Below are 20,999 nucleotides of genomic sequence, written 5' to 3'. Positions count from 1 at the left end.
CCCTCAACGAGAAAATTCTACTTCTGATCGCCTCTTTTGGCCGGGGGGATTACCATCTGATCTATGTCGATGCGGTCACGCCGCATCCCGGCGAAAGCTGGTCCAGCCGGCAGTCCGCGCAAACCGTCGCAGCCCGAGTGGAAGCAGCAGCAGAATCCGGCGGTGTTTCAATGCCTCAGGCTGATGCATCGGCGTTTGGCCTCGACGGACCTGACCGTGATTGGGTAAATCGCCGCCAGACTTCGCATCCGTTCGGCGTGTATCAGGACCCCCTGATGTTCGATGCGCAGCGCGTAGCAAGCATCAAGCGCACTTTCGTGGACTGCACCTCGCCTGCGCTGCAAACCATTGCCGTAATGCGACAACGTGTCCGTACCGAACCGGGATGGCAGGTGGTCGAGCTTAAAACGGGCCATGATCCGATGGTCAGCCAGCCCGCGGAGCTTGCCCGTCTTTTGCTTGCATAGCAGAGGCGTAGCGCTTTTTCATGGTTGCCAATCTGCTGTGCAAAGCAGGTGACGGGAGAGTGATCAGAGGGAAGCGTGAATGGGGATTGTCCGTGCATCCGTCGCGATCGCACGTGCCCGCAACTGCCCGCATCCGCCGTCGACCTCCTGCCCCGCTGAATCGCGCAATTTCGTCAACACGCCGCGCTGGTGCAGGGAACGTGCAATCGCCCGCGCGCGTTCCCAGGATGGCCGCTTGAACTCCAAGTCCGGAATGGTGTTGTAAGGGATCATGTTTAATACCGCGTACTTCCCTTTCAACAGCTCGACGATCCCATCCAGCTCCTCTTCGCCGTCATTGATGCCTTCGAGCAGCGTCCATTGGTACTGCACCGGGTAATGCGTAAGGCGTGCGTATTGTTCACCCAGCGCCACCAGTTCCGTGGGCGTCATGCGCGGCGCGCGCGGCAACAAGGTCTCGCGCAGCGCAGGCTTGGTCGTGTGCAGCGACAAGGCCAGCGCCGGTTTCACCACGCCTTGCGGCAGGCACTCGAAGACACGTGGGTCGCCGACCGTCGAGAATACTAAATTCTTGTGCGCGATATTGCCTTCGGTGCCGAGCAGCTCGATTGCCTCCATCACATTGGCGAGGTTGTGGGCCGGCTCGCCCATGCCCATGAAAACGACCTTTTTCACCACGCGCTGCGTGCGTGCCAGCGCCACCTGCGCGACAATTTCGCCGCTCGTCACCTGCCGGATCAACCCGCTACGACCGGTCATGCAAAACTGGCAGCCGACTGCGCAACCGACCTGGCTGGACACACACACGCCGTCGCGCGGCAGCAGCACGCTTTCCACGGTCTGGCCATCGGTCAGGCCGACCAGCAGGCGGGCCGATCCGTCGTCGGTCGGATGAGACGACAGCAATCGGACGATACCATGCAGCTCGGCATCGATCTCCGGCAACGCTTCGCGCAAGGGTTTCGGCAGAAAATCGTTGGGACGCCGGCGCCCCTGGTCGTGCGGCCGGGCTTGCAGCCAGTCACGCAGCACGCGTTGCTCATGGAGCGGCATGGCGCCGAGTGCGCGGAGGCGTTGACGGATGGATTCAATTTGCATATGGAGTTGTAGCTGGAAGCGATACCGTCGGGAAAACCGGGTTTTGCATGCCGTTCATCCAGTGTCCGGCATCTGCAATTTTATCGGGCGCCTTTCATTTGGCGATGAACGTCGTTCCACTGTGAAGTCGATAACACTCCCTTGTTTGGCTTAAGCGGGCATTGGATAGTCACGACTGAATCAGTTTTATACACGGGCTCTTCTCTGTTGAAGATGATCATTTCATTTAGAACCCATAAGTTCTATGTTCACTCATGCATATCAGAGGCTGCCTTCAGCGTAAGTAAGATCGATATGCAAAAAAATGGGACTCGATATCGAGTCCCATTTCATTCGGGAATAGGAGCGAATTACACGTCAATATTTCCCGCCTGCAGCGCATTCGATTCAATGAACGCCCTGCGCGGCTCTACGTCGTCGCCCATCAGCGTCGTGAAGATCTGGTCCGCCGCGATTGCATCCTCGATCTGCACCCGCAGCAAACGCCGCACCGCCGGGTCCATCGTGGTTTCCCACAGCTGCTCGGGATTCATCTCGCCCAATCCCTTATATCGCTGCTTCGACACGCCGCGCTCGGCCTCTTCGCGCAGCCATGCCATCGCTTCGTGGAAGTCCTTGATCGCGATTTCCTTGGCCTTTTCGCCCTGCCCGCGGCGCACCATCGCGCCTTCGCCGATCAAGCCCTTGAAGGTGGCGGCAGCATTTGCCAGCACCTGGTAGTCCGGTCCGGCGACGAAGTCGGCGTCGATGACGCTGAGCTTCAGGTTGCCGTGCAGGCGGCGCTGGATCCTGAGCGCGCATTTGTCCGACAATTCGTCGGCGGCGGTGACGGTGACCTCGACGCTCGGATCGTTGATCGCCTTGGTGAGCGCTTCCGCGGACTGGCGCGATTCGTCCGGGCCGCTGAGGTTCAGCGTGACGCCGGTCATGATGGCCGACAGCGCCGCGTCGTCCACCACGCGCGCGAGGCGCATGATGATGGCATTGGCGGTGTTGTACTGTCGGACCAGCTCCGCCAGCGCGTCGCCGATGATCGGTTCGGCATTGGCGGTCGGGATCAGGGCGGCGTCGTTGAGCGCGACCTGCATCATGTAGCTGGCTTCCTCGACATCGTCCTTCAGGTAGCGCTCGTCGCGGCCGTGCTTGACCTTGTACAGTGGCGGCTGGGCGATGTAGACGTGACCGCGCTCGACGAGCTGCGGCATCTGGCGGTACAGCAGGGTCAACAGCAACGTACGGATGTGGGCGCCATCGACGTCCGCATCGGTCATGATGATCAGGCGGTGATAGCGCAGCTTCTCGACGTTGAATTCATCCGGCCCGATGCTGGTGCCGAGCGTGGCGATCAGCGTGGTGATCTGCTCGCTGGAGAGCATCTTTTCAAAGCGGGCTTTTTCGACGTTGAGCACCTTGCCGCGCAGCGGCAGGATGGCCTGGAATTTACGGTCGCGGCCCTGCTTGGCGGAGCCGCCCGCGGAGTCGCCCTCGACGATGTAGAGTTCGCACAGCGCCGGATCTTTTTCCTGGCAGTCCGCCAACTTGGCGGAGAGGCCGAGGCCGTCCATCACGCCCTTGCGGCGGGTGAGTTCGCGGGCCTTGCGCGCGGCTTCGCGGGCGCGCGCGGCTTCGACGATCTTGCCGCAGATGATCTTGGCGTCGTTCGGCTTTTCCGCGAGGTAGTCGGTGAGCGTCTTGGCGACGATTTCCTCGACCGGACCACGCACTTCGCTCGATACCAGCTTGTCCTTGGTCTGCGAACTGAACTTTGGCTCCGGCACCTTCACCGACAGCACGCAGGTGAGGCCTTCGCGCATGTCGTCGCCGGCGACTTCGACCTTGGCTTTCTTGGCGAATTCGTGTTCTTCGATGTACTTGTTGATCACCCGCGTCATTGCGGCGCGCAGGCCGGTGAGGTGGGTGCCGCCGTCGCGCTGCGGGATGTTGTTGGTGAAGCAGAGCACCTGCTCGTTGTAGGCATCATTCCACTGCATGGAGACGTCCACGGTGATATTGGTGCCGTACTCGGACATTTTTTCGCCGGTGGCCTGGAAGATGGTCGGATGCAGCACCGACTTGCTCTTGTTGATGTATTCGACGAAGCCGCGGGTGCCGCCTTCGAATGCGAACACTTCTTCCTTGCCGGTGCGCTGGTCGGTGAGCTTGATGTGCACGCCGTTATTCAGGAAGGACAGTTCGCGGATGCGCTTGGCGAGGATGTCGTAGTGGAACTCGACATTGTTGAAGATTTCCTCGTCGGCCCAGAAATGCACCTCGGTGCCGCGCTTGTCTGTGTCGCCGATGACCTTGATTGGCGATACCACGACGCCATCCTGGGTTTCGACCTCGCGATTCTGCGGAATGCCCTTGGCGAATTCCATGTAATGCACTTTGCCGTCACGGCGAATGGTCAGCTTGAGCAGCTTCGACAAGCCGTTGACGCACGACACGCCGACGCCGTGCAGGCCGCCCGATACCTTGTAGGAATTCTGGTCGAACTTGCCGCCGGCGTGCAGCTCGGTCATGACGATTTCCGCCGCACTGCGCTTCGGATCATGCTTGTCGTCCCACTTGATGCCGGTCGGAATGCCGCGGCCATTGTCGGTGACGGAAATCGAGTTATCGGAGTGGATGGTGACGTGGATTTCGGTACAGTGGCCGGCCAGCGATTCGTCGATGGAGTTGTCGAGCACTTCGAATACGCAGTGGTGCAGGCCGGTGCCATCCGACGTATCACCGATGTACATGCCAGGGCGCTTTCGCACCGCTTCCAGGCCTTCGAGGATCTGGATGGAGGAGGCGCCGTACTGGTTCTGCGGCTGCGGCTGGGGGATGGCTTCTTGAGGAATCGCTGACATGGCTGCTTTCTGGATAGTACGTTACGGCTAAAGAGCGAGAGGGCTGTTGCAATAACCTTCCAACTGCGATGGAAGGCGGATCGGCAATAGCGCGTTCGAGAGACTGATGCTGTCCTTCGGCCACGTTACCGCCATCCCAACCTTCCTCCTTGAAAGGGGAAGGTGCCCGGCTTTGGTATGTTCAACATTTCATAAAAGTGGCAAAGGGGCTCGCACTACTTCGCGGCCCCTGTCACATTCGTTGTTACTTCGATCAAATCCGCATCGGCATCACGACGTATTTGAAGTCGGCGTTATCCGGCACGGTGATCAACGCCGATGAGTTGGCGTCGCCAAGGGCGATGTTGACGCTTTCGCTCTTGAGGTTGTTCAGTACGTCGAGCAGGTAAGTGACGTTGAAACCGATATCGACGCTGTCGCCGCCGTAATCGATTTCGATTTCCTCGACCGCCTCTTCCTGGTCGGCATTGGTCGAGCTGATCTTCATGCTGCCCGGGCTGATGATGCAGCGCACGCCCTTGAACTTGTCGCTGGTCATGATCGCCGCGCGCTGCAGGGAGCGGAGCAACTGGTCGCGGTTGATCGTGAAATCGTTCTTGTATCCCTTCGGGATCACGCGGGTGTAATCCGGGAACTTCCCCTCGACCAGCTTCGAAATCAGTTCGATGTCGGCGAAGGTCAGCTTGACCTGGTTGTTCGCGATGTCCAGTTGCACCGGCTGGTCGATTTCTTCCAGCAGGCGCTGCAGTTCGAGAATGGTCTTGCGCGGGATGATCACATCCTGGCGCGGGAAATTCTGATCCGTCTCGACCTGGCAGAACGCAAGCCGGTGGCCATCGGTGGCGACCGCAATGACATTCTTGCCATCGACCACCAGGAGCAGGCCGTTCAGGTAATAGCGGATGTCCTGCTGCGCCATTGCAAAATGCACCATGTTGAACAGGTGCTTCAATGTCTTCTGCGGCAAGGTGACGGTAGCGTTGTACTGCTCTGCCTGCGCCACGGTCGGAAATTCCTCGGCGGCCAGCGTCTGCAATGCGAAGCGCGATTTGCCGGACTGGACCGTCATGCGCTTGTTGGCCAGCGACAGAGATACGTCGCCGGAGTCGGGCAATGCGCGCAGGATGTCGAGCAGCTTGCGCGCCGCGACGGTCGTGGCGGCAACTTCGCCGCCGCTGCCGACGTCGGCGTGCGTGGTGATCTGCACTTCGATGTCGGTCGACAGGAAAGACACTTTTTCACCTTCCTTGCGGATGAGGATATTGGCCAGAATCGGCAATGTGTGCCGACGCTCGACAATACCGCTCACAATCTGCAGTGGCCGGAGAAGCGTGTCTCTGGTGGTTTTAACCAATTGCATGCTTTTATCCTTATTGGTTGAGACAGTTTCCTGATTGTGAATCTACTGATGCTGCTTGCGCGCGTGTCGCGCGGTGCTTCCTGATAGTGTTTGCCGCCTTGCTGCGACGCCGCAATAGTGTGCCGGCCTATCTCTCCGGTGGCCGCCCTCACCATTACTCCCTGCGATCAACATGTCGGGCGATCGATGCGCGGCACGGCTCGGTTGCCTGTTAATTAAATGCCAAAAAGGCAGCTCTATTTTGACAGAAAAGGTACTGCTTCTCGAAAACAAAAATGAGTCCTTTCAGGTCCTTCGGGCCCGCCGGCATTGGCGTGCCGGCAAAAGTTATCCACAAGTCACGAAGCAGCCGCCTTAGCCTTTCAATGTCTGTTCCAGAACATGCAACTCGTGGTTGACTTCCGGGTTCTTGCTGCGGTCGGCGGCGATTTTCCGTACTGCATGCAACACGGTGGTATGGTCCCGGCCGCCAAACAATTCTCCGATTTCGGGCAAGCTCTTTTGCGTTAACTCTTTTGCAAGGTACATCGCAATCTGGCGCGGGCGGGCAATATTCGCAGGACGCTTTTTCGAGTACATGTCCGCGACTTTGATGTTAAAAAAGTCCGCCACCGTCTTCTGGATATTTTCAACCGATATCTGTCTATTTTGGACCGAAAGCAAATCTTTCAATGCGTCTTTGACAACATCGATCGTAATGTCTTTACCGTGAAAACGGGAATACGCCAGAATTTTTCGTAACGCCCCTTCCAGTTCACGGACGTTGGAACGTAAATGTTTGGCAACGAAAAACGCAACATCGTCGGACAATACCGCACCTTCCTGGGTCGCCTTTTTTAGCAGAATGGCAACCCGCATTTCCAGTTCAGGCGGCTCGACTGCCACGGTCAGACCGGAATCGAAACGGGAAATCAGCCGGTCATCCATGCCGCTGATTTCCTTCGGATACGTATCGCTGGTGATGATGATTTGTTTCTTGGCTGCAATCAATGCTTCGAACGCGTAGAAGAATTCCTCCTGCGTCCGGCTCTTGCCGGCGAAGAATTGAATATCGTCGATCAGCAGCAGATCGAGGGAATGGTAATACCGTTTGAAATCGTCGAAACCCTTGCGTTGGTAAGCGGTCACTACGTCGCGAACATACTGTTCAGCATGGATGTATCGGATGCGGGTGTTCGGATTGTCAGTGAGAACCTGGTTGCCGATGGCATGTATAAGGTGGGTTTTTCCCAAGCCGACACCGCCGTACAGGAACAACGGATTGTAGGAAACGCCGGGATTGTTGGCCACCTGAATGGCGGCGGCACGCGCCAGCTGGTTGGCCTTGCCGGTCACGAAACTTTCGAAGGTCAGCGCGTTGTTGATACGGCTCTGGTCGCGGCGCGGGGTGTGGTCGACCGGCGCTTCGTTGCGTTCGGTGATCTCGATCGGGTCCGGCATGCCGTTCATCATCGGATGATTGCCGCCATTGGCATTGCCGTTTCCGTTGGTGGCGGCCGGGGCCGGCGCAACCGTCTTTTTTGCCGCATTGAGCCGCGGATCGAGGACGAACTGCACGTCGATCGGCGCATCCCAGTATTCGGATGCCAGTGTGGTGATGCGATTGGCAAACTGGGTTTTCACCCAATCGAGCTTGAACCGGTTCGGCGCCGCAATGCGCAACTTGCCATCTTCATAATCGAGCGGCGCCAGCGGCTTGATCCATGCGCTGAACTGTTGCGGCGTGAGCTCTTGCTCCAGCAAGGCGGAGCAGGTCTGCCAGAAATTTTCCATGAATTGTCTTGTAATTGGGTGCGGAAAGCGGACCCTCGCATCTTCCATCGACATGCCGGACGCCCCTAAAAATGTGCCGCGCAGGTCTGGAAGGAACTGCGCGGCAGATTTTTAAAGCGTCGCTGCAGAGGAAGGGAGGCACCACACGATGGGGTCTATTCTACCTCCGCCGAGGAAAGTTATCCACAGGGAGAGCTTGATTTGGGAAACAAAAGCGACGTTTCCGGCTTGGCCATAATCCGGCTAAGTGATTGACACAGAAGCAGAAACTGATGTCTAATTGCGGGTTCACTGTCTATCGCTTGTTGAGTTTTGTAGCTACCGTGCAAAACACAGGCCGGCGTGATATCCAACCCACCTTTGCTGATTTGCGAGAACCAACATGAAACGTACCTACCAACCTTCCGTCGTCCGCCGCAAGCGTACCCATGGCTTCCGCGCTCGCATGGCAACCCGCGGCGGTCGCGCTGTGCTGAACGCACGCCGCGCCAAAGGCCGCAAGCGCCTGGCTGCTTAAGCCAAGCGCTGCACCGCCCAAGCTGCTGGCGTGACCGGAGATTACTCACGCGACCGGCGAATCGTTAAAACGGATGATTTTTCATCCGTTTTTCGTTTGCGGCCCGTGCAGCGGACAGCGCACTTCGTGCTGTACACTCGAAGCAATCAACTGTCCCATGCCCGCCTCGGCATTGTCGCCGCCAAGCGCTTCGCACCGCGCGCCGTCACGCGCAATACCATCAAACGCGTCACGCGCGAGTTGTTTCGCCAGACGCCATTGCCGCCATTCGACTGCATCGTGCGCCTGTCCAAACCCGTCAATTCCAAGAATGGCCCGGCCACATCGGCCCATTTGAAACGCATGCTGCGCGATGAGCTTACCCGGCTGTTGTCGCCGCAAAACCTGCGGAGCGACCGGTGAAAGCGCTACTGCTGTTACTATTGCGCGGCTATCAGCTGGGCATCAGCCCTTTTCTCGGGCAAACATGCCGGTTTTATCCGACCTGCTCGAACTACGCGATCGAGGCGATCGGCGTGCACGGCACGGTAAAGGGTTCCTGGCTGACGGCGAAACGCTTGTGCAAGTGTCATCCGTGGCACCCCGGCGGAGTCGATCCGGTGCCGCAGAAAACCTCCGGGCCATCGCATGGCTGCGGCTGCACTCATTCCTGAATTTCTCACATTACTTGTTAACTATGCATATGGATATCCGACGTACCGTCCTGTGGGTTGTATTCTCGTTGTCGATGCTGATCCTTTGGGACAACTGGATGCGCTACAACGGCAAACCGTCGATGTTCTTTCCGACGGCGACCCAAACCGCCAAGCCAGGCACAGCCGGCACTCCTCCCGCCGCCGGACGGGCCGATGTCCCGCAAGCGACCCAGCAGGCTGGCGCCCCGACCGCCGCGGTCGTGCCCGGCGGACCGGCGACTGCCAAAAGCGAGGTGGTCACCATCACGACCGATGTGATCAAGGCCGAGATCGATACCTCCGGCGCCCAACTGCAGCGACTCGAATTGCTCAAGCATAAGGACACGGTCGACCAGTCCAAGAACATGGTGTTGTTCGAATCCGGCAACGGCCATACCTATCTCGGCCAGACCGGCCTGATTGGCGGTCCGTTCCCGAATCACAAGTCCAGTTTCGCGGTCCGTCCCGGCCCGCGCGCGCTTGACGGCGCCAATGAACTGCAGCTTGTGATGGAGTCGGAGCAAAGCGGCGTCAGACTGATCAAGACCTACACCTTCCGGCGCGGCGAGTACACGATCGGCATTCAGCACCAGATCGTGAATAACAGCGGTGCGCCGATCAATCCGTCGCTGTACCTGCAACTGGTCCGCGACGGCAGTTCGCCGCCGGGCGAGTCGCAGTTCTACAGTACCTTCACGGGGCCGGCGATCTACACCGAAGCGGAGAAATTCCAGAAACTGGACTTTGACGATATCGATGAAGGCAAGGCCAAGCACGTCACCAAGGCCGACAGCGGCTGGATCGCGATCGTGCAGCATTATTTCGTGTCCGCCTTCCTGCCGAAGGATGGCGTAGCACGGGAAATTTATACCAAGAAAGTCGATAACAACCTTTTTGCTGTCGGCAATATTCTGCCGGTCGGCACCATTGCGCCCGGCGCGACAGCAACCATGGACACGCGCCTGTATTCCGGCCCGCAAGAATCGGCGACGCTGGAAAAGCTGGCGCCGGGCCTCGACCTCGTGAAGGACTATGGCTGGCTGACCATCGTTGCCAAACCGATCTTCTGGCTGATGGACCAGATCCACAAGGTGCTCGGCAACTGGGGCTGGACCATTATCGTCCTGACCGTCCTGATCAAGCTGGCCTTTTTCCCGCTGTCGGCGGCCAGCTATCGCAGCATGGCGAAAATGAAGACCGTGACGCCGAAAATGCAGGCGATCCGCGAGCGTCACAAGTCCGATCCGCAGAAGATGAACCAGGCGATGATGGAGCTGTACAAGACCGAAAAGATCAACCCGCTCGGCGGCTGCCTGCCGATCGTGGTCCAGATCCCGGTGTTCATCGCGTTGTACTGGGTGCTGCTGGCCAGTGTCGAAATGCGTAATGCGCCGTGGCTCGGCTGGATCCAGGATCTGGCGTCTCCTGATCCCTGGTACATCCTGCCGGTGGTCATGGCAATCTCGATGTTCATCCAGACCAAGCTGAACCCGACCCCGCCGGACCCGATCCAGGCGAAGGTGATGATGTTCATGCCGATCATTTTCTCGGTGATGTTCTTCTTCTTCCCGGCGGGCCTGGTGCTGTACTGGGTAGTGAACAACATCCTGTCGATCGCACAGCAGTGGGTAATTACCCGGAAAATCGAAAAAGGACAGGCGGCTTGACGCCAGCGTTTCGCGAAAAAGCCCGTGCGTGTCACGGGCTTTTTTGTTTGGCGCGCCTGTTCGGCTCATTGATCTGTTCAATCCGGCTTGTTTTCCCGTGCCAAGGACAAATTTCCAACACCTGGACGACTTTTCGTCTTTTCCCCGCTTTGCCTTACGAACCCCATCAGTAAAATCAATTCATGAACTACGACTCTTCTCCCATCGCCGCGATCGCCACCGCACCCGGACGCGGCGGCATCGGCGTGGTGCGCATCTCGGGCAAGAACCTGGACAGCGTTATACAGGCGGTTTGCGGCGTCGGGCAGTTACCGCCGCGCCACGCCACCTATCTACCGTTCCGGCAGGCCGACGGCAGTGTGATCGACCAGGGTCTCGCCCTGTATTTCAAGGCACCGCATTCTTACACCGGCGAAGACGTGCTGGAGTTGCAAGGGCACGGCGGTCCGGTGGTGCTGCAGATGCTGCTGGCGCGCTGCATCGCGGCCGGCGAAGGCATCGGATTGCGGCTTGCGCAGCCGGGGGAATTCACCCATCGCGCTTTCCTCAATGACAAGCTGGATCTTGCGCAGGCCGAAGCCGTTGCCGATCTGATCGAAGCCTCGACCGAGGCGGCGGCCAAATCGGCGTCCCAGTCGCTGTCGGGCGTATTTTCCAAGGCGATTCATGAACTTGTCGACAAGGTGGTGCATTTGCGCATGCTGGTGGAAGCGACACTGGATTTTCCGGAAGAGGAGATCGATTTTCTGGAAAAGTCCGATGCACGCGGCCAACTGGACCGTATCCGGCAAAACCTCGATGACATTTTCAACCAAGCTGCCCAAGGTGCGCTTTTGCGCGATGGCCTGAATGTGGTGCTCGCCGGGCAGCCGAATGTCGGCAAGTCGTCGCTGCTGAATGCGTTGGCCGGCGCCGATGTTGCCATCGTTACACCGATCGCCGGCACCACGCGCGACAAGGTGACGGAAACCATACAAATGGAGGGCATCCCGCTCAACATCATCGATACCGCCGGCATCCGGGACGCTGGAGATGAAGTGGAGCGGATCGGTATCGAGCGTACCTGGGGCGAGGTGCAGAAAGCGGATGTGATCCTGCATTTGCTGGATGCCAGCCGGGGGCCGACGCGCGCCGATGAAGACATCGTCAGTCGCCTGCCGAACAATGTGCCGGTGCTGCGCATCTGGAACAAGATCGATCTGTCCGGCCACCGGCCTGCCGTCGATCGCATGCCGGATGCAACGCATATCTATGTCTCCGCGACGGACCGGACCGGCATGGAGTTGCTTCGCGCTGAACTGCTTCGTGTCGCCGGATGGCAGCAGACCGGCGAATCCCGTTTTCTGGCGCGCGAGCGGCATCTCCTGGCACTGAAGGCGGCGCGCCATCATCTTGATATCGCCGGAGAGCATGCAGCCAGCACGCATCGGATCAATGATCAGGCGCTCGACTTGCTGGCGGAGGATTTGCGACTGGCGCAGGAACGCCTGAACAGCATTACCGGCGAATTCACTTCCGATGATCTATTAGGCGTCATCTTCAGCCGATTCTGCATCGGCAAGTAAGCGTCAATCCAGACATCGCTGCGTCCTGCATCGCCGGAGCCGATCTGCCGCCCAAAAAAAAGCCCGCTGCGAGAGCGGGCTAAATCCAATTCACAGGGAGTTGGAGGAGACAAGTTTCAATATAATGCGTCGCATCATATTTGTCCTATTTATTATCGTGATATCGATATATTCATCCGTTATATATCCAAAAAGAAAGCCCGTTTAGCTTGTGGCTTCACGGGCTCCTTGTCTCTCTCTCGACTATCCTTGGGAATGGATTTTTTTGGTGCAGCGGCCAAATACTACAATGAAAATTACCAAATTTGATATTTGTTCATTGCTGCAAGCTTGATATCTATCAATAGACTTTTACTCACGGAAATTCTTCCGCCTGAGTTCTGAGTTTGCTGGTGACGTGTTACTGCATCTTCTCTAAAACACTGAAGTGAAAAAACGTTCTCGACGTGGATGCAAATACCCTTACACCGTGATGTAGAAGGAACCATCGAATTTCGATGTCGTCCAATCAACATGGCAACCTTCAACAGGAGATTGATATGAACCAGGATCAGGTAAAAGGAAGCATCAAGGATGTCGCCGGCAAGCTTCAAAGAAAGGCAGGCGAAGCCTTGAATGACAAGAATCAGCAAACAAAAGGGACAGACAAGCAAGTAGAAGGCAAAACCCAGAAGATTGTCGGCAATATCAAGGATAGCTTTGGCAAATAGATGCTTGAACGTATCAATGAAGCAGGAAAGGCGGGGCTCTCCCGCCTTTTTGCATAATGCGTTTGCAGATGACTGCTAAAAAATTGGTTACCGGTTCGCGGTGATGTAGACGCTTCTGCCCGCGCACTACAAAAAAAAGCCCGCTACGGGAGCGGGCTAAATCCAATTCACGGAGAGTTGGAGGAGACAGATGCAACTTTAATGCAGCGCAGCATAGCTGTCTGCTTTATTCTCGTGATATGAAGCATTCACAAAATGAATATCACAAAAACACAAAAGCCCGCGTGGCTTGTGCCTTGCGGGCTCCGGGTCTCACTCTTCTATCCTGAAAACGGATTTTTTGATACAGCGGTCGAATATTACACCGTAATTTCGCCGTTTTTCAAAAAAATACCAAGGTGCATCGATTTCATTCTAGATATTCAAAAAGCCGTACTTTCCGGAAAGACCGGACACTGCAGATCGCCGCATCCTGATCATCCTGTAAGCATATTGGTCTTGAACGGAAACAGCCCGTTCAACTGCATCTGGCCGCTGCCGACAACCTGATACGACTGATAAAAGAAGTTCCAGGCGCCATTCATCCATATACCGAAGGTCGAAATATTTTCCTTGTTGGTTGGACGATATTGGGATGGCTCGAGCAACATGACATCCGGTCCGTGAAACTGCGTCGCCAAGGTACGCTGCTTTGCGAACATGTCGCCGCTCGGCACGTCTGCGCCGTCTTTTACGTCCGCCTGATTTCCATGCGTGACCATGACCGTGCCGTCGGATGCCGCGGCGCCAACACCGAAAGTGCATCCATTCATGGTGATGGTGAAGCAAAAATTCGCTTCGCGGCCGAGTATTTGATAGTGCAATTCACCGCGTTTGTAATCGCAGATGTATGACAGGAATTCGTCTCCGGACCCGGTGGCCTGTTTCAGGTTGTAGATCGGGATCGATTTTCCCTTGGCGTCAACGCCCTTGAAAAACTTTTCCTCGGTGAGTGTCAACTTCTCCGGTCGCCCGTATACCGAGGTGTTTTTCAGTAATCCGGTCTTGATGATGCTGTTTTCCATCAATGCGAGTAGTTTCTGCGGCGTCATCCCTATCTCCCGTTATTGTCAAACTGCGTTCTTCACATTCACACGGCGCATGGCTCCATGGCTCCACGCTACGCGCCAAGCTGTGGAAGCGATTGCGTCCGCGTGGCACGCACTACCGTGACGACGTCGGTCATCGGATCGATCTTCCATGACTTGAGGAAGCCCTGCTCCACCAGCAAATCGAGCGCTTTTTTCAAACCGTTGCGAAAGTGGTAGAGCTGCTGCGCGGACGAACCGCATAAGCCCTTGAGCGTTTCGACCTTGTATCCGAAGGGTTCGCGGTGGGTGAAGTAAAAACCGTGCAGCCACTTGGCCAGCGGCGAACGCAGCTTGAGGCGCTGCCGCCAGTCGAGCTGGGTGTACGCATCGGCGCCGAACAGGGTAATGAGCTTCGGATTGAGCCTGACTTTCCATTGACGGTCGGTTTCGTCCTTGAACGTGAACTCCTGGACCAGGGTGCCGCCATAGCCACGCTTGCCGGAACCCGCATCGAAACGGATTTCGACCGCGTTGGCGGTCAGGCGCAGGATGCACAGGCGCAAGCGCTCATAGGAAGGAGACGATGTCGGCCAGCCCATCGACTTGAGCATCGAGTAGGCGGTAAAGGAAACCTCGTGCCCGAGAGGTTGGCTGCGTGCCAGGTGCACCAGGTTCAGAAACACGTCTTCGTCGTCCTGTCGCAATTCCTCGCCGGTATAGAAAATTTCTACGCCTTTGACGGAAGTGATCGGCCGCTCTTTCAAGTGCTGGCGCGGTTCGTTCTGGCGTGCGACGCTGAAAAGCGCCGATCGGGCCAGCGGGTTGGGCAGTCCGCGTACCTGGTTTTCCCAGAGCGGGAGCTGAATGATTTTCAGGACCTGTTCGACGTCACTTTGAACGGCATCGTCCACCATCTGCCCGTTCTCATCAAAGGCCATCTGGGTTTGCCGCGAACGCGCTTTTCGCTTCGACGCCAGGGTTTGCTCAATCTTTTGCAAGGCATCGCTCAGCGGCTTATGCATGATCCCTGAAGGCGGCATGTCCCGTTTCCATAATTTTATTGTCGAGCGGCAAAGGTAACATGCGGTCCCTCGTTTTTTAAGCGTGGACCCGCGTAGTTGTACCGTTGAAACACGTTTTTCGAGCGAGGCCCAATGAACTTTTGCAGCGCAAAAATGCGGTGTTCCTCGTTTTTCAAGCGTGGGTCGACAGCGGTCGGCATTGGGGAAGCCCTGCTATCGTTGTCCGAGCGATGCATCCGAGCGGGCCGGAGGACCGGATTCCCGCATGGTTCCTGATTCCGACGGTGGGAAACAGGGTGAATTCAGCAACTTTTATCGTTTGTGGAGCGTGGCAAAGGAAGGGAACGGGTTCGTCACGCTTCTGACACGTATTTCGAGCGTGGCGGAGGCCCTTCTGACGCGCGGTTATCGTATGTCGAGCGTGGCTTGCCGCTCTTTTGAAAGAAGACACTCGTATTTCAAGCGATGGTTCAGCACCGAAGGCGCCAAATTCCGACCCAATCGCCCGGTCTATCCGGCATTTTTTTGACTGTCAGCACCGCACAAGCCGCTCCTTAACCCGAAAAGGCTGCAAAAGTATCGTCTGTCGAGCGTGGAGACCTGTCGTAGGTGAAGCGATCGGACACGTAGGTGCAGCGAGAAGGGCTCGTTCCCGAAGCGTGCAAGACGCGTTTCCGAAGCGAGCCGGGGACGTTTGCCGAGCGTGCGGATCATTCTGAAAAATCTTTTTATTTCAACCAGTTACATGCATTTTTCTCCTTGCTTAATCTGGTTTTAATCCTTCTAATCGGCGCCGGATCATCGCTCGAAACACGAGTGGCGCAGGCGTCGTCCGGCGAACCGGCGCGGCTCCGTGCGATCTATCCGACTGGGATAACCGCATTGAAAGGCCATGATGAAACAATGGGAAATCCAGGGCGGGGATGGCGTCGCATGGACCTGCGTGCAAGCCATGACAGGCGCTAGCGCCGACATCGCGCGCAAAGCGGAAAAGCGTCTGCAGGACGGCAATGGCCAAGTGTCGGTGGTGTGTACGCCAAGCGGCGGAGAAAAGTCTGTGCATGTCGATCTGCCGCTTCAATGGGACGAGCAGTTGTCCGATGACGACATGCTGAATGCGATCGCAGCGGTGCGTGAAGCACCCTGACATGACGCCAACACACATGACCGGAGCGTTCCGGGTCATTTTCTTCGCTGTGCTTTGGACGGCGGTTCTTGGCGTTGCGCTTCCGATGCTCGATGCGGCTCTATATGCATCGCGGCTGGTGTCCATGCCGGTGCCGGTGAAGGTCGGCATGCCTGTCTCGGGCATCAAACCGGGCGTGATACGCGATACCTGGCATGCCTCCCGGCCAGGAGGACGGCGCCATGAGGGCATCGATATTTTTTCCCGTCGCGGCACACCAGTGCAGGCCACCACTGAAGGAATCCTGATTCGTCGCGGCCAGAACAGGCTTGGCGGGAATGTCGTCTGGGTGCTGGGACCGGGAGGACAGAGGCATTACTACGCCCATCTGGATGGGTTCGCACTCCTGTCCTCCGGGGAGCGGATACGACGGGGTACGGTCCTCGGCTACGTGGGCAACACCGGCAATGCCATCGATACACCACCGCATTTGCACTACGGCATCTACACGCGCACCGGCGCGATCAATCCCTTTCCTCTGCTGATATCCATTCCCGACTAGCATCGCAACGAGGCATCACGGCATGCTGCTTGCGTATTCGACGACAGGCACAGCGAACGCACCTCTGAAGCGCGAATGACGGCATGGCAGGCAACTCTGCGGATGAAACGCCTTCCGGTTGTGCACTCCCTGCACCAATTGCACTCGTTACGAGCACGCATCTTCGAAAAGAAAGGAAATGATGATGACGGAAAATATTGATACCCGTTGCATAGCGGAGCACTTATCGACACTGGCAAGCTTGCTGGAAGCGGAATCGATACGGGCGAACACGCTCGGAATACGACTGGAGAAGGATCTGGCTCGAGAAGCAAGGGAAGTGCGTCGCGTCGCGAACCGGCTTTGGGAGGCAAATACCTGTGTTGCGCTGGGCGACGAAATCAGATCGGTTTCGCATGCCAGCGTCGTGCTGCAATTCAGCGATGAAAGAAGACAAGGCTAGGGCGAAAGCGACATGAAAAAGCCGCCATGCAAACGGGCGGCTTTTCCAGTTGTTGCTTGTCCCAATAGGGACGACGTCAACAAGACATCGAGCGGGTTGCTCAGTTGGTTTTTACTGCATTGGATGCTTTGTCGCTCTGCGCAGTCTCTGTTCCTTTCGGAGCGGTGCGCGCATATTGCGTCTGGGTTGCCGGGATCTGGCCATCGAATTCCTGGCCGCCGACGATGTAGGTACCGTCCGCCTGCACCTGGCGCAGTTCGGCCATGACTTCGGCGCGTGTCTTCGAGGATGATTTTCCGAGACTGTAGTGGGCGGTGTCATCGCTGCCGATTGCAAACGCGGAACCGGCAACAGCCAAGGCGGCGACAGCGGCGATCAATTTTTTAGCATTCATATTTTTCTCACATGGTTAAGTTGATGACTCGGGGCTCGGCGGCAAGGCAAAATTGCTGCCCGTCGGGTCCTGCCTCGGTGAGTCGCACTCTGTTGTGTGCTCATCGATGGAAGGCAGTCTAACCATTTCGTTTGACGCGATAAACATCACATTTCGAAATACATTATTCCCATTAAAGAAATAATGTTGATGAAACCAGCTTATCAGGACTACATTGGCCAGTACACATGATGTCATTGAGCGACAACTGTGTAGGGTGTTTTCAGACAGTTGTAAAAAATCAATCCAAATGCTTAATCTTTAGGCAAAATTGGGCCAGCCGCTGTCCAGCCTGGAACGGTGAATGGGCGGCGGTTAGGCAGCCTTGGAGGTGTGCGGACATCTCCCTGGCTGCCGCTTTTCTTGAGCCTGAATGCGAACCAATTGGATCGACTGTCCGCAATAGCGATATGAGGCAGACGATGCTTTGTCCGCAATGAAGATACAGGTATGCGACGGCAGTCTACAACTGCGCGAACACCGCATGAAACGCAATATCTTCGGGAACATAACCTGGACGAGGGCCGGAAAACGTTTCATCGGTTTCAGTCACCGACACTGCCTCATACAGCTTTAATCGTTTCCAGCCGGTAGCGGCGCCTGATAATCCCTCTCCCGAGACCTGATAACACACCAGCACCGCATCACCAACACTATCCAAGCCGTAGGCATGGGGTTCGACGATACGAAAATACCCGTAATACCGCAATTTCAAAAAGCGCTTTTGATGAATCGCCTGCACGATAAGATGGTTCAACTTGCTTCCCTTTCGTTACCCTCGCAACCCGCCTTTTCGCGAGCGAATGCTTCGATTACATCCTGTATGGCCTTGCGTCGCCAGCCATAGATATGGGAAACGCAAAATTAAATTGCGATACTGCATATTGACGACCGTTAGAAGCACTTTATGCCCATCTTCAGCTTGGGATATTCGGCAGAGGATTCACTTCCATAGGCTTCATACGACGCTATAACAGCGCTTGTTTACCAAGTCTCACAATTCATGAGCCTGAACAAAATCCGCGTTGAATAGACTCGCTATCTAACATGTTTCGTGTATGTAAATGACTTGATGATTTTGCACAAGTTCAATGTTTTATGAATGAAATTGTTACCAGAAATAACCTTTTCAGCAATATTGATTCTATGCAAGCATTAGATTGGGATGGGATGGCGATCAAAGGGGATTCAACGATCAGAAAACACGGATAGAACAAGGCGTGCAGCGATCAGTCGAACCTGGGTGACGTTTGAGGAAAGCGCGGACAATTACCAAGAAATGGCCGGATGTTCGTTTTTCTGTTTACAAATGCTGGAATATTGTTACACTTTGACGCCAACTCGCTCCGGCATATACCTGCGGCACTATAAAAATAATTTTAATTGCCGAGGGCATATACGAGTGCCGGCACCGAGAGGTGCTTCGCGCACCGGGAGCCTGTCATCCAGCGTAACGATTGATGCCATCCCCAACCCATACCTGGGAATTTCATAAACCCGCCACGAGCGGGTTTTTTCTTGGTATTGAAAGTTAAAAGGCGTGATCAGGAATCTGTCTTCAAGTCGGAGAGGATGCGGTGGGCAAGCGCTTTCGCCTCATCGAGCGCTTCTTCCGGTGTGATCGACACGGCATCGACGACATGCTGCGCGCCATCTGCTTGTGCTGCGCCATTGCCGCGGGTGACCAGCACGACGCCCTGGTATTTGCCGCCTTCAAGCCGCTGAATATCCGCCTCGACGATCCAGTCAGCCTTGGTGTATCTTTCTGCCGCCATATCAGACTCCATAGACTCCAAAACCGCTTGGAGAATCGGCCGGCACGATTGTTCCATCCCGATCGCATTTAACGCCGGGATGGCTCCTGCCGCATCCCGGCGCAACATTGCCGCTTATTGTGTCCTGAACGACCACGAACGGTCGACGCTCACGCCATCCACATTGCCCGCGAAGCGCACTTCGTAGAGAGTGTTGGGCGCCAATGGCGAAAGCGGAACGATGGAGGCAGCCGATGTGGTATTCGACTCGATCATATGCGGATCGGAAGTGCGGTCGAGCAGCCTGACCGGCAATGCATTGCCGCCGCTCGGGCGTACGGTAAACGTCTGCACATTCACGGTCGAGGTAATGTCGGCATGGACACTGATCGGGTAGCCGACTTCGTTGCGGTCCGGCACCGGATCCGGCTCTTCGCTGTCACTGAAGAAATTCGTCGGTACCCGCTGTTGTCCATTGAACGGATAAGTGACGAAATTGCCCGTGCCGAGGACCGGCCGCAAGCCATTGACTGCGAAATTGGTCGTGATGTAGATACTGCCCGACGAGGCGGTGGAGGCCGCCGCGCCGATTTCCTTGAATACCGGCTCAAAAATGACAAACCGGTGATAGATCGCGGCAACCAGGTCCTCGGCGGCGTTAAAGCCGGAGCTGTCGCCGGTGCGGACAATGACTTCACCGGTATAGCCGCCTTGCGGGAAGCGATAGCCGGCGGCAGTGAGTCGGTCAAACAGGCTGACGCCGGTGAAGCCGGGCCGGCCCTGAATCTGGTCGTGGGTGATGCCGTTCTGTCTTTGGTAATTGGAATGTCCCAAGGCGGCGTCATCGATCTGGGCATTGCGGGTCGTGGCCGGCAAACCGATCTGCTGGCGCCGGAAATTGAACCAGTTGATGCCATCGGTCGCGGTATTGCCTATTGCGGTCGGCCCACCGGTTTCCTGGAGCGGCGCACTGGTCGTCACGAGCGCGGGGGCGCCATCGCCTCCGCCGCCACAGGCGGAAAGTAGCAGCGATGCCAGCAAGACGGGCATCCATTTGAGTTGGCGAAGTGGTCGCACCATGAATATGTTCCTGAAATGAAAAGATTTGGCGGCTAGATTTGCACGATATACGCAAAGCCGGTTGGCCTGGTCGAAAGTCCGGCCGGCTTTTAGATGGCGCGACGTATAGTTGGTTGCACCGTGACTGCAAATAGTTCAAAGCGGCAAGGCAAGCGCCCTGCGCATGTCGGTTTGTTCATTTAACCGTAGCATCCGCCACTGGCGCTTGAGATTTGTCAGGCCTTGTCAGCCGGAAAGCGCACGGTGATTTTCAATCCGGCACCGCTCCCAGCACCATTGCCACTGTTCCCCCCATCGGAAAGATCGACCGCTGCACGATGCATGGCGGCGAGATCGCGAACGATCGCCAGCCCCAGTCCGCTTCCGCCCGCATTCACCTCCTGGGCGGACGGTACGCGATAAAACGGCGAGAATACGCGCTCCCGTTCCGCCTCCGGAATACCGGGTCCGCTGTCTTCGACTTCGAGGACCGGCTGGCCATCATCGAACACACGCAAAATAACCGAGCCGCCGGCCGGCGTGTACCGGATTGCATTGTCGATCAGATTGATTGCCATTTCATGCAGCATCCACGGCGTTCCGAGCACCATGACCTCAGCGGCCGCATCCAGCGACAAGTCGATGTTTTTCTTCACCGCCTGCGCCGCCAGTTCAAGTCCTGCCTGCCGTGCGATGTCGGTGAGCGAGACATTCAGCAGATCGGCTTCGGCGCCATGGCCGGCGCGCGCGAGCGTCAGCAGGCGATTGGCCAGATGGACGGTGGCATCGGTGGTGTGGGCGATGCTTTCGACGATGGCGCGCATGGCCTGTGGATCGTTCTCGCG

The 20,999-nt window shown here is 56.7% G+C and carries 21 protein-coding genes and 1 pseudogene; 11 read left to right on the top strand and 11 right to left on the bottom strand.

Going from position 1 to position 20,999, the window contains the following annotated elements; genetic code table 11:
* Nucleotides 1–467 (top strand): annotated as a pseudogene (locus V7080_RS10005) (hypothetical protein); the annotation flags it as partial.
* A gap of 63 nt (nucleotides 468–530) precedes the next feature.
* Here the strand turns inward: V7080_RS10005 and V7080_RS10000 are convergent.
* The 4 genes from V7080_RS10000 to dnaA form a co-directional block, all read right to left on the bottom strand.
* Nucleotides 531–1,565, bottom strand: a complete 1,035-nt coding sequence (locus tag V7080_RS10000) for an RNA methyltransferase (protein WP_334188247.1) — start codon at nucleotides 1,563–1,565, stop codon at nucleotides 531–533.
* Between the two features lie 350 nt (nucleotides 1,566–1,915).
* Complete coding sequence (gene gyrB, locus V7080_RS09995; RefSeq protein WP_334188246.1) at nucleotides 1,916–4,420, bottom strand: DNA topoisomerase (ATP-hydrolyzing) subunit B; 2,505 nt, start codon at nucleotides 4,418–4,420, stop codon at nucleotides 1,916–1,918.
* A 253-nt stretch (nucleotides 4,421–4,673) separates the two neighbouring features.
* Nucleotides 4,674–5,780, bottom strand: coding sequence for a DNA polymerase III subunit beta (dnaN, locus tag V7080_RS09990; protein WP_326858548.1), 1,107 nt, complete (start codon nucleotides 5,778–5,780; stop codon nucleotides 4,674–4,676).
* 354 nt (nucleotides 5,781–6,134) lie between these two features.
* Nucleotides 6,135–7,553 (bottom strand): chromosomal replication initiator protein DnaA, encoded by a 1,419-nt coding sequence (dnaA, locus tag V7080_RS09985; RefSeq protein ID WP_334188245.1) that lies wholly within the window; start codon nucleotides 7,551–7,553, stop codon nucleotides 6,135–6,137.
* Between the two features lie 382 nt (nucleotides 7,554–7,935).
* Between dnaA and rpmH the strand changes: the two genes are divergently transcribed.
* From rpmH to V7080_RS09955, 6 genes are all read left to right on the top strand, one after another.
* A complete protein-coding gene (gene rpmH, locus V7080_RS09980) occupies nucleotides 7,936–8,070 on the top strand; it encodes a 50S ribosomal protein L34 (protein ID WP_061535510.1) in 135 nt (44 codons plus the stop codon).
* Nucleotides 8,071–8,100: 30 nt separating this feature from the next.
* Nucleotides 8,101–8,472, top strand: a complete 372-nt coding sequence (gene rnpA, locus V7080_RS09975) for a ribonuclease P protein component (RefSeq protein WP_334188244.1) — start codon at nucleotides 8,101–8,103, stop codon at nucleotides 8,470–8,472.
* Nucleotides 8,469–8,723 carry a membrane protein insertion efficiency factor YidD gene (gene yidD, locus V7080_RS09970; protein ID WP_334188243.1) on the top strand — a complete coding sequence of 85 codons (255 nt, stop codon included), beginning with the start codon at nucleotides 8,469–8,471 and terminating at the stop codon, nucleotides 8,721–8,723. The genes rnpA and yidD overlap by 4 nt, the downstream gene beginning before the upstream one ends.
* Nucleotides 8,724–8,752: 29 nt before the next feature.
* The gene (gene yidC / locus V7080_RS09965) at nucleotides 8,753–10,411 is read left to right on the top strand and encodes a membrane protein insertase YidC (protein ID WP_334188248.1); all 1,659 of its coding nucleotides are present in this window, start codon (nucleotides 8,753–8,755) and stop codon (nucleotides 10,409–10,411) included.
* Nucleotides 10,412–10,593: 182 nt separating this feature from the next.
* Nucleotides 10,594–11,976: a tRNA uridine-5-carboxymethylaminomethyl(34) synthesis GTPase MnmE gene (mnmE, locus tag V7080_RS09960; RefSeq protein WP_334188242.1), complete on the top strand. Its 1,383-nt coding sequence runs from the start codon at nucleotides 10,594–10,596 to the stop codon at nucleotides 11,974–11,976.
* Nucleotides 11,977–12,515: 539 nt separating this feature from the next.
* On the top strand, nucleotides 12,516–12,686 hold the full coding sequence (locus V7080_RS09955) for a CsbD family protein (RefSeq protein WP_334188241.1): 171 nt from the start codon (nucleotides 12,516–12,518) through the stop codon (nucleotides 12,684–12,686).
* A gap of 476 nt (nucleotides 12,687–13,162) precedes the next feature.
* On the opposite strand, the gene V7080_RS09950 is transcribed toward V7080_RS09955, so the two are convergent.
* The gene (locus V7080_RS09950) at nucleotides 13,163–13,777 is read right to left on the bottom strand and encodes a hypothetical protein (protein ID WP_334188240.1); all 615 of its coding nucleotides are present in this window, start codon (nucleotides 13,775–13,777) and stop codon (nucleotides 13,163–13,165) included.
* Nucleotides 13,778–13,845: 68 nt separating this feature from the next.
* Entirely contained in the window at nucleotides 13,846–14,796 is a 951-nt protein-coding gene (gene trfA / locus V7080_RS09945) for a plasmid replication initiator TrfA (RefSeq protein WP_334188239.1), read from the bottom strand.
* Nucleotides 14,797–15,043: 247 nt separating this feature from the next.
* Here trfA and V7080_RS09940 point away from each other — a divergent pair, with 247 nt between their 5' ends.
* The 4 genes from V7080_RS09940 to V7080_RS09925 all read left to right on the top strand — a co-directional run bounded on the left by V7080_RS09940 (nucleotide 15,044) and on the right by V7080_RS09925 (nucleotide 16,908).
* Complete coding sequence (locus V7080_RS09940; RefSeq protein ID WP_334188238.1) at nucleotides 15,044–15,307, top strand: hypothetical protein; 264 nt, start codon at nucleotides 15,044–15,046, stop codon at nucleotides 15,305–15,307.
* Nucleotides 15,308–15,670: 363 nt separating this feature from the next.
* The gene (locus tag V7080_RS09935; protein ID WP_334188237.1) at nucleotides 15,671–15,925 is read left to right on the top strand and encodes a hypothetical protein; all 255 of its coding nucleotides are present in this window, start codon (nucleotides 15,671–15,673) and stop codon (nucleotides 15,923–15,925) included.
* A gap of 1 nt (nucleotide 15,926) precedes the next feature.
* Nucleotides 15,927–16,466 (top strand): M23 family metallopeptidase, encoded by a 540-nt coding sequence (locus tag V7080_RS09930; RefSeq protein WP_334188236.1) that lies wholly within the window; start codon nucleotides 15,927–15,929, stop codon nucleotides 16,464–16,466.
* A gap of 184 nt (nucleotides 16,467–16,650) precedes the next feature.
* Nucleotides 16,651–16,908: a hypothetical protein gene (locus tag V7080_RS09925; protein ID WP_334188235.1), complete on the top strand. Its 258-nt coding sequence runs from the start codon at nucleotides 16,651–16,653 to the stop codon at nucleotides 16,906–16,908.
* 100 nt (nucleotides 16,909–17,008) lie between these two features.
* Here V7080_RS09925 and V7080_RS09920 read toward each other — a convergent pair whose 3' ends face one another.
* From V7080_RS09920 to V7080_RS09900, 5 genes are all read right to left on the bottom strand, one after another.
* Nucleotides 17,009–17,302 (bottom strand): DUF4148 domain-containing protein, encoded by a 294-nt coding sequence (locus V7080_RS09920; protein WP_334188234.1) that lies wholly within the window; start codon nucleotides 17,300–17,302, stop codon nucleotides 17,009–17,011.
* Between the two features lie 502 nt (nucleotides 17,303–17,804).
* Nucleotides 17,805–18,098 (bottom strand): hypothetical protein, encoded by a 294-nt coding sequence (locus V7080_RS09915; RefSeq protein WP_334188233.1) that lies wholly within the window; start codon nucleotides 18,096–18,098, stop codon nucleotides 17,805–17,807.
* Between the two features lie 787 nt (nucleotides 18,099–18,885).
* A complete protein-coding gene (locus tag V7080_RS09910; RefSeq protein ID WP_334188232.1) occupies nucleotides 18,886–19,116 on the bottom strand; it encodes a hypothetical protein in 231 nt (76 codons plus the stop codon).
* A 114-nt stretch (nucleotides 19,117–19,230) separates the two neighbouring features.
* Nucleotides 19,231–20,175, bottom strand: a complete 945-nt coding sequence (locus V7080_RS09905) for a CAP domain-containing protein (protein WP_334188231.1) — start codon at nucleotides 20,173–20,175, stop codon at nucleotides 19,231–19,233.
* A gap of 215 nt (nucleotides 20,176–20,390) precedes the next feature.
* The coding region (locus tag V7080_RS09900; protein WP_334188230.1) for a sensor histidine kinase at nucleotides 20,391–20,999 on the bottom strand (609 nt) is incomplete at its 5' end.

It is taken from the genome of Noviherbaspirillum sp. (assembly GCF_036846085.1).
Classification (GTDB): domain Bacteria; phylum Pseudomonadota; class Gammaproteobacteria; order Burkholderiales; family Burkholderiaceae_D; genus Noviherbaspirillum.
The sequence above is the reverse complement of the archived record's forward strand: the minus strand, read 5'-3'. Positions and strand labels throughout refer to the sequence as shown.